Below are 17,081 nucleotides of genomic sequence, written 5' to 3' on the forward strand. Positions count from 1 at the left end.
TGATAATCATATTATTGTTCTTGGCTTATCCTTATAGAATGCGTTTCAGTAATAATTCCTTATTATTAAGGCTTTTTTATCATGTAAAGTATTGATATATCAGTAAATTAAAGTATTCTTGTAATAATTTAGAATATTTTAACGATTAACCCAGAGTTTCAAATTATGGCCCCGAAAAAGGCAATTATTATTGGTGCAGGATTGGGTGGACTTTCTGTAGCATCTTATTTACAAATGAATGGTTTTGAAACTCAGGTTTTTGAAAAGCATAATTTACCAGGAGGGTTGTGTACCTCATGGAAAAGGAAAGACTATTTAATAGATGGTTGTATTCATTTTTTGGTTGGAACAAGTCAAGGAGAATCTACTTATCCAATATTAAATGGATTAATTGATATGCAGAAGCTGGATTGTGTATATCATGATAGTCATTTTAGAATGGATAAAGGTAAAGAATCGATTACTTTTTATAGTAACGTGGATAAACTGGAGAAAGAATTACTGGTAAAAGCTCCAGAAGATAAAAAGCAGATTCTTTGGTTGATAAAGGGAATACGTAAATTTTTAACCATTCAATTGCCCGTATCCAAACCCATTGAAATAATGGATTTGCCAGATAAAATGAAGGTAGGAAAAATGATGCTGCCTTATGCGATAAGGATGCTTAAGGCTTTTAGAATATCCAATAAACAATTTACTGAAAAACTAAAAAATCCGCATCTTAAAAAAGCTTTCCAAATAGGCTTTGTTGATGAACTTCCTGTATTCTCTACAATGTTAATGTTCGTTTGGCGGCACAATCAGCAAATGGGGTATCCTAAAGGAGGCGCTATTCATCTGTCATCTTTAGTGGCCAATAACTACATTGATCTGGGTGGTACTATTTCTTACCAGCAAGGCGTTTCTAAAATTCATACCAATAATAACAGAGCAACAGCTATAGAACTTGAAAATGGGGAAGTACATCATACAGATATTGTAATTTCTGCAGCAGATGGTAAGTCAACCATTTATAATCTGCTTGATGGAAAATATAAAGATGAGCATATTGTTGAACGATATGAAACATCAACATTTGAAACCATTGATAAAACTTTATATGTATCAATTGGTGTCAACAAAGACCTTTCGAAAGAACCTCATAAAACCTATTTTCTGTTAAAAGAACCGATTAAAATTGATCAAAAGACCACGTTGGATCATCTTGAGTTTACACACTACTGTTATGATCCTAAAGCTGCGCCTAAAGGTAAATCATTACTTACATTGATGCCAGAATCATTAGACTGGGAATATTGGGTTGACCTCAGGAAGAAAGATATCACAGCATATAATGAACAGAAACAACGTGTGGCAAATCAATTAATAGAAGCTTTAGATGATCATTTAGGAGATTTTAAAAATCATGTAGAAATGATTGATGTGGCAACGCCAGCAACTTATATTAGGTATACAGGTAATTGGACAGGAGGACAAAATAGTTGGAAAGCAAAAAAGGAAACTGCAAAAAAGCCCAACGCATGGAAGATTAAAGGATTAAATAACTTTTATATGACAGGACAATGGGCTGGTGTATCAGGCGGATTAAATTTGGTTATAGTTATGGGAAATCATTTAGCACAAATGATTTGTAAGGACTTCAATATGCCATTTTCTTTTAAGCAGAAGTCTTGACAGATGGATGTTTAAAACTTCTTAATTTCAGTTGATAAGGTTATAAACTACATGTTAACAATGAAATTTCAGCAGAATTAAAACTTGAGTTTCAACTTTAAGTAAATCTTTTGCAGTACAGATTTAAATTGTTCTTTACTTTCAATTTTATCTCGATAAAAAAGAGCCATACAGAAAAACACCACCATATTAACGCCAAACTGCCAATAAGTAGAGGCACCTGGTTTGGGTGTTTGACCAAAATAGTGTATCGAATACAGAATGACGAATGCCTGAATGGATGGAATGATCGTTGCGGTCATTATTGCTGTATTCCTTGATTGTATTAATTGAGTTATTTTTTCACATACTCTGATGTTAAAACCGCCCATTAATAAATTGAAAGAGAATTGTTTGAAAAAACTATATAAAGCTGGATTAAAGCCATGTTCATAATTAATAAAGAATACTATCGATCCGGTTACAATACCCGAAAGACTGCCCATCAGGAAATTGATATGCTTATTTAACCAGATAAATATTTTCCACAACCAGTTGGATTTTGTAGAAGTACTTGTTTTTGCCATTTTTTTTGTGTTCACGCAGCAAAGGTAATAATTCTTATTAAATTGAATAATTTCACATCTTTTAGCTCAATAAACAACGTACAAAAGTGTAATTGTAATATGGCTTAAAACTATCACTACAAACTAATGCAAGAACTTTAATACATTAGTTATTCTCATCATCTTCCAGATCAGATGGATCAATAATTTTATGTTGTTTTAAAATATATTCTTTGGGTGATACTCCATAATAGGTTTTAAATGACTTTGAAAAATGCGAAAGGTTTGTAAATCCTACAGCATAAGCCACTTCACTAATGTTTGTTTTTTGAGTAGTTAGTAGATAGGCAGCCTGTTTCATTCTTATATTTTTGATCAGATCACGAGCTGATTGATTGGTTAGTTCCTTCAATTTGCGGTGCATATGTACTCGACTAATTCCAATTTCGTCAGCAAGGATTTCTACATTTAAGTCACTGTCTCCAATTTTATTTTTAATAACAGTCATTACTTTTTGTAACAGTACCTCATTATGTGATTCTTGCTCAATATTATCGATTTCAAGTTCTGCTTTAGGTTGTAATTTTTGATAAATTCTACTTCGGTTTTCAAGTATGTTATCAATAATTTTCTTTAAAAATTCAGTATTAAAAGGTTTTATTAAATACATATCGGCACCAGTTTCAATACCTTCGTTTTTATCTTCTTCTTTTGATAATGCTGTTAGAAGTATAACCGGTATATGATTGGTTAAAATATTTGATTTAATTCTCTTGCATAAAGTAATACCATCCATACGAGGCATCATGATATCACTTATAATTAAATCCGGTTTTTCATCAATTACTATTGAATGGGCTTTTTGTCCATCTTCGCATGCAACAATTTTATAATATGGCGATAATTCAGTAACAAGATAATTTCGGATGTCCACTTCATCATCAACCACCATAATTTTATAATGAGTTTTTGGTTTTGTTTTATCCTCGCTATCTGCTTTTTTACTTTGAGACTCAAATGGAATAATCTTACCTGGAGTTGGTAAAACATTGCTTTGTGTTAGTAAATCCTCTTTAGGTAAATGTTTATTTCCAACAGGAAGTAAAATGGTAAAAACGCTTCCTTGTTGGTCTTTCCTATTGGTAACGGTTAATTCACCTTTGTGCAAATTAACTAATGATTTTGACAGGTGTAAGCCAATACCAGTACCTCCTGCATGACGGGTTTCTTCGCTATTAGCCTGGTAAAAACGATCGAATATTCGTTGTTGATCACTTTCTTTTATTCCAATACCAGTGTCACTTACATCAATTTTAATGTAATCATGAATGTGTGATGTTTTATTAGCAATGGTTTCTCTGGAAATATTAATTTCAATAGAACCATCAGATGGTGTAAATTTAAACGCGTTGGATAATAGATTAAAGATGACTTTCTCAAAATTAAGAGTATCAATCCAAACCTCAATGTCCGGATCTACTGTATCCACACTTAGTTTTATGTTTTTATCCTGAGCAAAAGTTTCGTATGAACTAGCCAACTGATTAATGAAATTATAAATATTGGTGGACTGATATTTCATTAATATTTGTCCTTTATCAATCTTTCTAATATCCATCATCTGACCAACTAACCTAAGCAAGCGATAGGCATTTTGTTGCATCAATTTATACAAGCGTGATGTTTTTGCATCAGGATCTGTTTGTAATAACTTTTCTAAAGGATCAATAATTAAAGATAAAGGTGTTTTAATTTCATGAGAAATATTGATGAAGAATTGCATCTTCATCTCATTGACTTTTTCAGACTGCTGATGCCGAACTTTCTCCATGTAAAATAAAACAATGGCATAAAAGAATAAACCAACAAAAACAGTCCAAAGTAACTTTGCCCAAAAGGTTTTATACCAGGGAGGATAAATGATAATCGTAAGTTCACGAGGAGTAGAATACTGATCTTTGTAAACGCCTCTCACATAAAATTTATAGATTCCGTGATTTAGGTTAGTATAAGTGGCTCTTCGGTTTTGAGCATCGGTTTTATGCCATTCCAAATCAAAACCTTTCATTGTATATTCGTAATTTACACGAGTTTGAGTAGCTATTTCGGTAGAGGTAAAGCCTAATGTAAATACGTTATCCTCTTCTCGTATTCTTACGGTGTCGGCCAATACAATAGATTTATTTAAAATGGTATGATTTCCTGTTTTATCTCCAATTTTAATGTTTTTATTAGACAGGCTAAATTCAGTAAGTAATACATCATCAAGATGATGTGAGTAATTTAGGTAATCTCTTTTGATTTGAGTTATTCCATTTATTCCACCAAAAAATAACTCGTTTTCTTTGGTTTTACATACGGCCATTCGAGAAAATTCATTGGCCTGTATTCCGTCGTATGAATAATAATTTGTAAAAGATTCATCTTTAGGATTAAATCGCGATAGACCGTGATGTGTACTAATCCATAATTGCTCATACTCATCTTCTGCTATTGCACAAATTGAATTATTACAAATGCCGTTTTCTGTATTGTAAATTTTGGTTTTAAATGTTTTTGGATCTAGTTTTACTAAGCCATCATAAGTTCCTATCCAGATATTGTTTTTGCTATCTGACTGGATGCAGTTTACAGTATTATTTTTTAAAAGACCATTTTCTTCTGAAAAATGAGTGAGTTTGTTTTCTTTAATATTGATACAATAAAGGCCGACATATGTACCAAACCATATGTTTTCATCATTATCAATAAATAAGGAAATAACCCATTGTGGAATTTGTTTATTTAATGAATCAGGAATACCCAAACCTGGTTGAAAAATTTTACTTTTAATATTAAATCGTCCTATTCCATTTCCTAAAGAAGCCAAAATGAGTTGGTCATCGTTTAATTTTTGAATGGCAGTAATATTGTTGAACAGGTTATCTTTAGGTCTGTCAAATCTATCGTTATAGGTTTTAAAAGTTTGGGAAGATTTATCGTAAACAATTAAGCCATTAATATATCTCCCGGCCCATAAATTTTGATTCGAATCATTGTAGATCGTTAATATATTTTGGCCTAAAAGATTACCTGTTCTGTCTTTCAATGGCAAGTGTGTAATTGTATTTGAATTACGCTTGACATGATATAAACCGTCACCATCTGTTCCAATCCATATATCCTTACTGTTGGCATCTATGCTGGTAATAGAACTCGATCCAATACTATTTTCTTTAATAGTACTATAACCATAATTGATAAAAATTTCAGGGGATTCCGGGATTAAGTAAACGCCTTTTTGATAAATACCAAGCCATATATTACCTGCTTTATCTTCAATAATTGTATGAACTTTACTTTTCTGAAAGTCAAAAGAAGTATTTGAAGAAATATAAGTTTCCAGAAGATTTGTTTTCCTATTTAATATTTTTAATCCTGAGCCATCAGTGCCTACCCATAACCTATTTTTTGAATCAAGTAAAATATGTTTTACGGGTAGCGCTTTTTCATTTTTGTTAGCGGAATTAATTTGTTCAATTACACCGGTCTTTTTATTTAACTTGGCTAATCCACCATTTAAAAAGCCGATATAAATATATCCTTCATCATCGCCAGTGATACATGACACTTCATTACTGGGTAGGGAATTATCAGAGTTTATATTCTCTCTATAATGAGTAATTTCATCAGTTGTAGGATTGTAGGCAATTAAACCATTATCTTTTGAACCAATCCATAAAATATGATCAGAATCTTCATAAATGTACTCCAGGAGTTCTGCATTTAAACGATTATTAATATTTATTGGAATGTTTGCTTTATAAGTGTCCTTATCTATGTGAATTAATCCATTTCCTGAAGTTGTAAGCCATAAATCTCCATTTGAAGCTTCTAATATGCATGATATATTAATATGTATGGTTGGATCAATTATTGGTAGCTTAATTTCAGTAAGGGATTCTTTTTCATGGCTGTATATTTGGAGTGCATTTATTTGTGCAACCCATAAATTACCTTTTTTATCTTCGGTAATAGCTGTAATAAAATTGTTTTTAAGTGAATTCTGCTGGTTTGATTTGGAATATGCTTTAAAGTTGATACCATCAAATCGGTTTAACCCATCTTCTGTTGCAACCCAAATAAAGCCTTGGTGATCTTGATATAACTCATTGATTAAACTATTTGATAAACCATCGTTTGAATCAAAAAGCTTTTTCTTTTGTGAGAATACCAAAAATGGTACTGATAAAAAGAGTATGACCAGATATATTTTAAGAGACATGTTTTCACATTTTTTTCACAAGTCCTAAAGTAGAAAAAAATGTTAAAAATTCGCTCAAATAGGCTTATTAAAGCGCTAATGTTACAAAGAGAAAAGGAAATGTTACAAATAGAATAGTAGCTGTAACGAAAAGAAAAACCATTGTAACTAGTGGACTACAGAGTTTTTTAGAACTGTTTTATATTTGTTTGTATAAATTAACGCATTTGAACACATTTTAATATTAAACACACTAAAGTGTAAAATAGATGTTAAAATCAAAATTGTAAGTTTAAGCTTGTTTTAATAAAAATATTCAGTATGTATAATAAAGCTCTCATAGTAATTTTGTTGGTTTTGGTTTCTACAAGCCTGTGTACTCCAGCTACAGGTCAAACAAAAATTGACGGATCACAATTATGGTTTACAAATACAGAGTTAAATGCAGAAACTATAAAAGCATGTCCTGATTATATTTATTTGTCTCAAAAATCAGAAACATATAATATTATTAAAAAGGAGTTGCAGGATAATCTAAACACTTTGTTTAACAAAGATGTGAAGGTTATTAAAAAATTGAAACCAGGTAGTTTATGTGTTGGAACTACAGCACAAAAAAATCTAACCACTTATTTTTCTGATAGTGAATTAAAAGAATTAGGAAATGATGGTTTTATTATCAGAACTGTTAAAAATAATAATACAATTATAATTGCCAATACAGAAATAGGTGCCCTTTACGGTACTTATCATTACATAAGATTACTTCAGACTTCAAAAGATGATTTAGTTAATCTTAATATTGTTGAAGTTCCTTCTTATGACAGAAGATTACTAAATCACTGGGATAATCTAAATGGAACTGTTGAAAGAGGATATGCAGGGCATTCATTATGGCAATGGGATGAACTTCCAGCAACAATAAGTCCAAGATATGAAGCTTATGCCAGAGCAAATGCGTCAATAGGAATAAACGGATCTGTACTTAACAACGTAAATGCTAGTCCAGATATACTAAAAACAGAATATTTAAACAAAGTTTCAGTAATAGCAAAAGTGTTCAGGCCATATGGTATCAAAGTATATCTATCTGTAAATTTTGCTTCGCCAAGTGTAATTGGTGGTTTATCAGATGCTAATCCTAAAAGTGCAGATGTTATTCAGTGGTGGAAAGATAAAGCAAAAGAAATTTACACGATAATACCTGATTTTGGAGGCTTTTTAGTAAAAGCAAATTCCGAAGGTCAACCTGGTCCTAATGATTACGGCTGTACTCATGCTGACGGTGCCAATATGTTAGCTGATGCATTACAGCCTTATGGAGGAATTGTTATGTGGAGGGCTTTTGTTTATAATCCTAAAGGAAATGACAGAGCGAAACAATCGTATGATGAGTTTATGCCATTGGATGGTCAGTTCAGAAGTAATGTGATTATACAGGTTAAAAATGGTCCGGTTGATTTTCAGCCTCGCGAACCAATTAGCTCTTTATTTGGACAAATGAAGCATACAACTCTAATGCCCGAACTTCAAATAACAAAGGAGTATTTAGGTTTTTCTGATCACCTAAGTTTTTTAGGAACGTTGTTTAAGGAATTTTTGGATACGGATACTTATACCGAAGGAAGAAATACAACTGTGAGTAAAGTTACTGATGGAAGTGTATTTAATGATTCTATCACAGCGATTGCAGGTGTTGCAAATATAGGTTTAGATACAAACTGGTGTGGTCATCATTTTGCACAAGCCAATTGGTATGTTTTCGGAAAATTAGCATGGAATAATCAGTTATCGGTAAGAGATGTTGCTAAAGAATGGTTAATGCAAACCTTTTCTCATGATGAGGATTTTGTTTCATCGATGAGTCGTGTGATGATGGAATCAAGAGAGGCTGTTGTAAATTATATGACTCCATTAGGACTTCATCATTTGATGGGCTGGGGGCATCATTACGGACCAGAACCCTGGTGTGTAATTGAAGGCGCGCGTCCGGATTGGTTACCTACATATTATCATAAAGCAGATAGTATTGGTCTCGGTTTCAACAGATCTTCTACAGGAACAAATGCCGTAGCGCAATATGCCGAACCACTAAAATCTGTATACGATGATCCAAAACTTTGCCCGGAAGAATTACTGTTATGGTTCCATCATTTACCATGGGATTATGAATTAAACAATGGTAAGGATTTATGGACGGAACTATGCTATCGCTATAATCTTGGAGTTGAACAAGCACAGCAGTTTGAAGAAACATGGAATACTTTACAAAACAAAGTGGATATGGATAGATTTAAGGAAGTACAACAAAAATTAGCTACTCAGGTTCGGGAAGCAATTTGGTGGAGAGACGCATGTGTTCTTTACTTTCAAACCTTTTCGGATAGACCTATTCCTCATGAACTTTTTAAACCGGTTCATAAATTGGAAGATCTTAAAAAATTAAAATTTAATATGACACACCATAATTAGTTTAATTAATAATCAAATTGTTTTTTATGAAAAAAAGAAGTCTACATTGGAAAGAAATAATGACTACGTTATTTTTCTTTCTATCAATACATTTTGTTGCCATGGCACAAAATGTGACAGTTCAGGGAACGGTTTCTGATGTTAAAGGAGAACCATTACCAGGTGTTAGTATCATTCTTGAAGGTACAACACAAGGAACAATTACAAATTTCGATGGAAAATATTCTATTGAGGTTCCATCTGATGCACAATTAACATTTCAATTTATAGGTTTTAACAGCCAGGTTATAGCTGTTAATGGACAAACAACAATCAATGTTACTCTTGAAGAGGATGTAGTTGGTATTGATGAGGTTGTTGTTGTTGGTTATGGTACACAAAGAAAGGAAGCTGTTACCGGATCGGTGGCAAATATGAAAGGTGAAGAAATGAGAAGTGTACCTGCAGCAAACGTATCTCAATCATTACAAGGTAGAGTTGCTGGTGTTCAAATGGCTCAAACTTCATCTAAACCAGGATCTGTAATGCAGATTCGTATTCGTGGTACTCGTTCTTTAAATGCCGATAATGATCCGTTGGTAGTATTAGATGGAATTCCATTTGCAGGTTCTATTGCTGATATTAACCCAAGTGATATTAAAAGTGTAGATATCTTAAAAGATGCTTCTGCTACTGCTATTTATGGTTCTCGTGGTGCTAATGGTGTGATCTTAATTACAACTAATAAAGGTTATAAAGGTGAAAAAGCTACCGTAACATACAATGGATATTATGGAATGAAATCGACAATCAAATATCCAATGATGAATGGAGATCAGTTGATGAAATTAAGAACTGCAGCTGATATTTATGGTATGGGAGAAGATGAGGCTGAAGGTATAAATACGGATTGGCAGGATGAATTATATAGATCTGCAGCAGTTACAAGTCATGATATTGGTGTTTCTGGAGGTAGTGAAAAAGGAAATTACAGTGCTGGTTTAGGTTATTATAAAGATGAGTCACCAATTCCTTTACAAGATTATGAACGTATTTCTTTACGTGCTTCTTTAGATCAGGAGATTGGTAAATATTTCCGTGTTGGTTTATCTACAACAAACAACTATTCAACAATGAATGGTGCTAATTTAGGATTATATAGCACTTTGAGTATGTCTCCTCTTGCTTCTCCATATAACGAAGATGGAACTATTGATCCAGTGATTTCAATGCCTCTTGATAACAACTGGGCATATACAGAGAAAACACTAAATGATTTAGGGGATAAATATAAGAATCAAACAAGAGCTCTTGGTACATACAATAATGTATACGGTGAAGTAAAAATTCCTGGTGTAGAAGGATTGAAATATAGAATGAACCTTGGTTTAAACTTACGTTTAGAAAATTACGGTAATTACAGAGGTCAGGGAATCTTTACTGATCAGGTTGACCGCGTTTCTGAGGCATCTATTAGCAATTCATTAAAAACTAATTGGGCTGTTGAAAACATTATTACCTATGATAAAACTATTGGAAAGCATAATTTCAACGTAGTTGCATTATATTCTGCTGAAGAAACCATGTATACAAAATCTGGATCATCAGCAAAAGACATTCCTTCTGATCACTTCCAGTTTTACAACTTAAATGTAGCCGCAGGTGAAAAGACATTAAGTGATGGTGATTACTACAAAAGTGGTTTAACTTCATATATGGGTCGTGTAATGTACGCCTATGATAATAAATATATGTTATCGGCAACAGTTCGTACTGATGGTGCTTCTGTTTTAGCTTCAGGACACGAATGGCATACTTATCCTGCAGTAAGTGCTGGATGGAATATTAAAAATGAGCCATTTATGGAATCAATTACTGCAATCGATATGTTAAAGCTTCGTGTTGGTTATGGAGAAACTTCTAACCAGGCAATTGCACCTTATGCAACACTAGGAAGTTTAGCAGATAGAAAATATAATTTCAACGACTTATACACAACTGGTTATTATGTAAATCAAGTACCTAATGATGCTTTAGGTTGGGAGTATTCTGAAACATGGAACTATGGTGCTGATTTTACATTGTTGAATGGTAGACTTTCTGGTACATTAGAATATTATATTACCAAAACAAAAGATGTATTGTTAGAAGTTAACCTACCACAGACAGCTGGTGTAGATAGCTACTGGGCTAATATTGGAGAGACTCAAAATAAAGGTTTTGAACTTTCATTAAACGGTACCATCATTGACAATAAGAATGGATGGTCATGGGATGCAGGTTTTAACTTGTATGCAAACAGAAACAAACTAGTAAAATTAGATTCTGGGCAGAAAGAAAATACTGGACAATGGTGGTTCGTAGGTGAGCCTATCGATGTGATTTATGATTACAAAAGAGAAGGATTATGGCAAGCTGATGATCCATATCTAGATATTCTTGAACCAGGAGGTGATGTAGGTATGATTAAAGTACAATATACCGGAGAGTATAATGCAGATGGAACTCCAGTAAGAGCAATCGGTCCAGATGATCAGCAGGTAATTAATATTGAGCCTAAATTTGAAGGTGGTTTTAACACAAGAGTAGCTTATAAAAACTTAGATCTTACTGCTGTAGGAGCATTTAGAAATGGAGGTACACTGATTAGTACATTACATTCTTCTTCAGGTTACTTAAATATGTTATCAGGTAGAAGAAATAATGTTGATGTTGATTATTGGACAGAAAGCAATACTGATGCAAGATATCCAAATCCTGCTGCTGTAAGAAGTGGTGATAATCCAAAATATGGATCAACACTTGGATATTTCAAATCATCATATATGAAAGTTAGATCCATCACATTAGGATATAATCTATCCAAAAGTACATTGTTGAAAAATTCAGGAATTAGTAAGCTTAGAGTTTATGCAACTGTAACAAATCCATTTGTAATGTTCTCTCCATTTAAAAAGGCAACAGGTCTTGATCCGGAAAGTAACTCTTATGGTAATGAAAACGCTGCAACAACAGAAACTTACAAAAAGCGCCTTTTAACAGTTGGTACAAACACACCAACTACCAGAAACTTTTTAATAGGACTTAACTTAACATTTTAATCACGATGAAGATGAATAAATTAAATATAAAAGCTACTATAGGAGCTGTTTTAATGACAATGTTCCTAATGTCCTGCTCAGATATTTTAGAAGAACAGCCACGCGATAAGTATGAGCCTAGTTATTTTTCTACAGAAGGTGGTATTAATGCGGGTATAACTTCACTATATGCCAATTTAAGAGATATCTATGGACAAGCGTATTATTATAATACATTAGAAACAGGAACTGACGAATATACTTATGCTCAAAGTGCTGACCAGAACTTTAAAGTAATGGATTTGACAGGTGAAGGTGAAATTTCATCAGAAACAAGTAGATCAGATGTATTATGGGGTGCCTCATTTAGAAATATTAATACAGCTAGTGGAATTATAGAAAATGCTGAGGCTGTTGGTACTTTTTCTGATGCCTTAATTGCAGAAGCAAGATTCTTCAGAGCATTCGATTATTTTGCATTAGTTCAAACTTTTGGTGGGGTTCCTTTAGATTTAGGAGCAGGAGAATTAATGTTCAATACTTCTCCATTAAGAACTTCAGTGCGTAATACAGTTTCAGAGGTATATACAAAAGCTATCTTTCCTGATTTGGTAAAAGCTGTAAATGATCTACCTGACGAAGGTCGTGTAACTGGTGGTGTTACAAAAACAGTAGCTCGTTTATATCTTTCTAAAGCGTATCTTACTTATGCTTGGTGGTTAGAAAATCCTAACAATATTCCTACTTACCCAGAAACAAGTAGAGTAGATCCTGATGGTCACGATGCTTCATGGTATTACCAACAAGCTTATGATGTGGCTACAGAAGGAATTGATAATCCTGGTAATTTTGGTTTACAACCAACTTATTATGATGTGCATTTAGGTAGCAACGATAGAAATAATGAGATCTTATTATATGCAGACCGCACAGAAGATAGTGAAGAATATAACGGAGCTAGTTTAACTTATAGTGGAGCTGGTACTGGAGATAACTGTGCTGTATGGATGGTAACATGGAACTATACAGAAATTAGAAGTTCAAGTGCCGCTGGAGCAAATATTGATTTTTATGATATTGCCGGACTATCACAAACAAGTGCTGCGACCAGTTTTAATCAATTACTTTCTAATCATGGAGGTACTTGGAGTAGCACTTCATCTGTAAAAAGAGAAGCAGCTCAGGATTTTGGCCGACCATGGACAAGGATGGCTCCAACTATTGGTGCAATTACAAATACCTTTGCTGATAAAACTAATGACTCACGATATGATGGAACTTTTGTAACTTGTTATAGAGGTAATTGGCAAAAAGGAGGGGATACCTATGAATTTGCATATAATTCTCATAATATGCCAATTGCAATGGATGAACCAGTTCTTACATTTTTAGATGAGATTCCTGCAATCTCGGTTCGTTATCCTACGGAAGGAAAGTTTGTGAATGAAAATAATGCAGAAGAATCACTTTTTGATCCAACAGGTATTGGAGCAGGAATTCTACCTGATAGATCAGATTGGGTTATTCCACCAAATGCAATAAGCAGAAAAAAATACCCAGGATTATGGAAATTAGGAACTTATCGTACTGATAATAATGGTGGTTTAGGTGCACCTAATGGTGGTATTACACGTCCATTTAATATTGCTAAATTTTCAGAACTATATTTTATTGCAGCAGAAGCAGCAGTTAAAGGTGCAGCTACAACAGCAGGAAAGAGTGCTCGTGACTTGATCAATGTTATTAGAGCACGAGCTGGTAAATGGCGCTACTATAATAAAAATAGAGAAGAAAGAGTTGAAGATAATAGTCAGGCTATGATGGATGCAACACCTGCAATAGTTGATATTGATTATATCTTACAAGAACGTTCTCGTGAGTATTTTGGGGAAGGTTACAGATGGTTTGATTTAGTTAGAACGCAAAAATGGTCAGAAGTTGCAGCAACCTATGAAATAGCAGGAAGTTCTAAGTATGATCATGTAGCAGAAACTCATACCAGAAGTATTCAGCCATATCTATATTTAAGACCTATTCCTAGAGGTCAATTAGACAGAATGACAATGACTGAAGCAGAAAAAGCAGAATACCAGAATCCTGGTTATGCAAACTAAAAAGATTTAAATAACTCATTGATATGGAGTAGCTACATTTATTTTGTAGCTACTCCTTTTAAACTCAAATCTTAAAATCAATCAGAAAAAATGAGTAGAACAGATTAGTTCTTAGAATGGAAGAACTATGGCAATAAAATACCCAACCTATTGAAAGTATTGATAAGATTAGCCAAATGTGATTTGTAGAAAATAATTATCAGGTAATACATACGAAGTGGAATACATGTAACTAAAAGGAAGGGGTTCTTTATAAAGCATAAAATATTAATCCACAATTGTGTATTTACGAATGATAGTTTTTCAGGTTAGTTTATCAATAAAAACTAATAAGATAAAATATACAAAATGTCAGATTCTTCAGAAAAAATTTCAATTGTTGAAAAGATAGGATATAGTTTGGGTGACCTCGCTGCAAACCTGATTTTTCAAACATTAATGGCCTTTATTGCCTTTTTTTATACTGATTTGTATAAAATTCCACCAACAACAGCTTCTGCAATTATATTTTTTGGTGGAATGTTTGGGGCATTCTTTAACCCGGTTATGGGTATGATTGCTGATCGAACAAATACCCGTTGGGGAAAATTCAGACCATGGGTTTTATGGACTTCAATTCCTTTTGGTTTGTCAGCTATTTTAGCCTTTACTACACCTAACTTTGGCATGACAGGTAAGATTATATATGCCTTGGTTACCTACATATTCTTAGTGTTAATATATTCGGCAAATAATTTACCTTATGCATCATTAAGTGGTGTTATGACTGGAGATATGAAGGAGCGAAATAGTATTTCTTCATATCGTTTTACTGCCGTAATGATTGCTCAGTTTATTATTCAGGTGTTTTTATTACCACTAGCACTAATAATGGGAGATGGCGATAGAGCGCTGGGCTTCGAGAAAGTAATGATGACATTTGCAATTACCGGAACCATCTTTTTTATCATAACATTTCTAACAACAAAAGAACGTATTATTCCCAGTGTAGAGCAATCTTCTTCTGTAAAGCAGGATCTATCCGATTTGTTTAAAAACAAACCCTGGATAATGATGTGTGGTGTGGTCATATTTATTTTCGTCACAGTATCGTTAAAAGGTGGTATGTATGTATATTATTTTGAGGATTTTATAAATAATCAAAATCTTGATAATTTCTTAAGCGATATTGGTTTCTATGGATTTATAGATGGATTGAATAATATGTTTGTAGGCATGGGCTTACATGGTTTTCAATGGCCCAAAGAAGTAGCTACATCCGGATATAGTTTATTTAATGCCTTAGCAACCATTTTTATGATTGTGGGAATTACATTTTCGAAACGCCTTGCTGATAAATATGGGAAACGGGATGTTTTTAAATATGGAGTGCTAATATCTGCATTATTTCAGTTATCGTTTATTTTTTGCAGTCCGCAAGCCATTGGATTAATTTTTCTAATTCAGGTATTACATGGATTAAGTTATGGAGTTACCATTCCATTATTGTGGGCAATGATTGCTGATGTAGCAGATTATTCTGAAGTAGTAAACAACCGGCGTGCTACCGCTATAATATTTTCTGCCATGATTTTCGGTTTAAAAGTAGGATTAAGTGTTGGAGGTGCACTTGTAGCAGGAATATTAGGTTGGTTTGGATATGCCGAGACAATACCTGTGCAATCAGATCTAACTGTTTTAGGTATTAAATTATCGATGAGTATTATACCTGCTGTTACATTTTTTATTGCAGTTGGATTTTTGTTTTTCTACGAAATAGATAAAAACAAAGAAGTAGAAATAGAGCAGGAGCTTACCAGAAGAAGAAGTACAAAAGTGAATTGAATAAAGTTTAATAAACAAGGGTGTTGAAACTTGGCTAGAGAAATGAATGATATCTGCTATACAGAATCTTTATATCCAGTCAGTTTTATACAACCATTACAATAAAAATAGAGCATATGAAACAAGCAGTAATGACTGAATTAAATAAGGTCGAAATTGTTAAGGCTGAAATTCCAGTGCCTTTGGATAATGAAGTATTAATAAAGCTGGAATATGTGGGTGTTTGCGGATCTGATCTTCATTATTTTGAGCATGGAAGAATCAGTAACTTTATTGTAGAAACACCTTTTGTTTTAGGTCATGAGTGTGCAGGTACCGTTGTTAAAGTTGGAAGCGAAGTAACTCATTTAGTGGAAGGAGACAGAGTTGCCCTTGAACCAGGAAAAACATGTGGAGAATGTGAGCATTGTAAATCAGGAAAGTATAATTTATGTGAAGATGTTATCTTTTTTGCTACACCTCCGGTTCCTGGAACTTTTCAGGAATATGTCACACACGAAGCCAGTTTATGCTTCAAATTACCTGATAATGTAAGTACCAAAGAAGGAGCATTAATTGAACCTTTAGCAGTTGGATTTCATGCTGCTGTGCAAGGTGGAGCTACTGTGGGACAAACAGCTGTTGTAACAGGTGCTGGTGCCATTGGTTTGGTAAGCGTAATGGCGTTAAAGGCTATGGGCGTTTCTAAAGTATACGTGGTTGATGTTGTTGAGAAACGATTGGAAAAAGCTATGGAAATTGGCGCAACAGGAGTTATCAATGCTAAGAATGAGAATACTGTTGATAAAATCATGGAATTGACAGAAGGCAAGGGGATTGATTTATCAATAGAAACAGCTGGAGCAGAAGTAACTATTTCTCAGTTGTTGCATGTAGCCAAAAAAGGCTCAACGGTTGTTTTTGTTGGTTATAGTGCCAAAGAAACCGTCAATGTTCCGGTTAATTTAATTCTGGATAAAGAGATTACCATTAAATCAGTTTTTAGATACCGTAATATTTTCCCTTTAGCTATTGAAAGTGTTGCTGCAGGTATTGTACCAATTCAAAAAATTGTATCAGATACTTTTGATTTTGATGACATACAAGATGGATTAACAAAGTGTGTGAATAATAAGGAAGATATTGTTAAGGCAGTTATCAAAATGTAATT

The 17,081-nt window shown here is 33.4% G+C and carries 8 protein-coding genes; 6 read left to right on the forward strand and 2 right to left on the reverse strand.

All coding sequences use genetic code 11. The features are described from left to right. Positions 1–165: 165 nt before the first annotated feature. The gene (locus tag OM075_RS03785) at positions 166–1,674 is read left to right on the forward strand and encodes a phytoene desaturase family protein (RefSeq protein ID WP_301189140.1); all 1,509 of its coding nucleotides are present in this window, start codon (positions 166–168) and stop codon (positions 1,672–1,674) included. Positions 1,675–1,751: 77 nt separating this feature from the next. Here the strand turns inward: OM075_RS03785 and OM075_RS03790 are convergent, their stop codons facing one another. Continuing rightward, complete coding sequence (locus OM075_RS03790; RefSeq protein WP_301189141.1) at positions 1,752–2,240, reverse strand: hypothetical protein; 489 nt, start codon at positions 2,238–2,240, stop codon at positions 1,752–1,754. 145 nt (positions 2,241–2,385) lie between these two features. Continuing rightward, a complete protein-coding gene (locus OM075_RS03795; RefSeq protein WP_301189142.1) occupies positions 2,386–6,483 on the reverse strand; it encodes a two-component regulator propeller domain-containing protein in 4,098 nt (1,365 codons plus the stop codon). A 300-nt stretch (positions 6,484–6,783) separates the two neighbouring features. Here OM075_RS03795 and OM075_RS03800 point away from each other — a divergent pair, with 300 nt between their 5' ends. The 5 genes from OM075_RS03800 to OM075_RS03820 all read left to right on the forward strand — a co-directional run bounded on the left by OM075_RS03800 (position 6,784) and on the right by OM075_RS03820 (position 17,079). Then, on the forward strand, positions 6,784–8,934 hold the full coding sequence (locus OM075_RS03800) for an alpha-glucuronidase family glycosyl hydrolase (RefSeq protein ID WP_301189143.1): 2,151 nt from the start codon (positions 6,784–6,786) through the stop codon (positions 8,932–8,934). Positions 8,935–8,960: 26 nt separating this feature from the next. Next, positions 8,961–12,014 (forward strand): SusC/RagA family TonB-linked outer membrane protein, encoded by a 3,054-nt coding sequence (locus tag OM075_RS03805; RefSeq protein WP_301189144.1) that lies wholly within the window; start codon positions 8,961–8,963, stop codon positions 12,012–12,014. A gap of 11 nt (positions 12,015–12,025) precedes the next feature. Continuing rightward, positions 12,026–14,107: a RagB/SusD family nutrient uptake outer membrane protein gene (locus OM075_RS03810; RefSeq protein ID WP_301189145.1), complete on the forward strand. Its 2,082-nt coding sequence runs from the start codon at positions 12,026–12,028 to the stop codon at positions 14,105–14,107. A gap of 348 nt (positions 14,108–14,455) precedes the next feature. Next, positions 14,456–15,931 (forward strand): MFS transporter, encoded by a 1,476-nt coding sequence (locus OM075_RS03815; protein WP_301189146.1) that lies wholly within the window; start codon positions 14,456–14,458, stop codon positions 15,929–15,931. A 116-nt stretch (positions 15,932–16,047) separates the two neighbouring features. Then, a complete protein-coding gene (locus tag OM075_RS03820; protein WP_301189147.1) occupies positions 16,048–17,079 on the forward strand; it encodes an NAD(P)-dependent alcohol dehydrogenase in 1,032 nt (343 codons plus the stop codon). The last annotated feature ends 2 nt before the right edge of the window (positions 17,080–17,081 follow it).

Source organism: Plebeiibacterium sediminum (genome assembly GCF_026013605.1).
GTDB lineage: Bacteria > Bacteroidota > Bacteroidia > Bacteroidales > Marinilabiliaceae > Saccharicrinis > Saccharicrinis sediminus.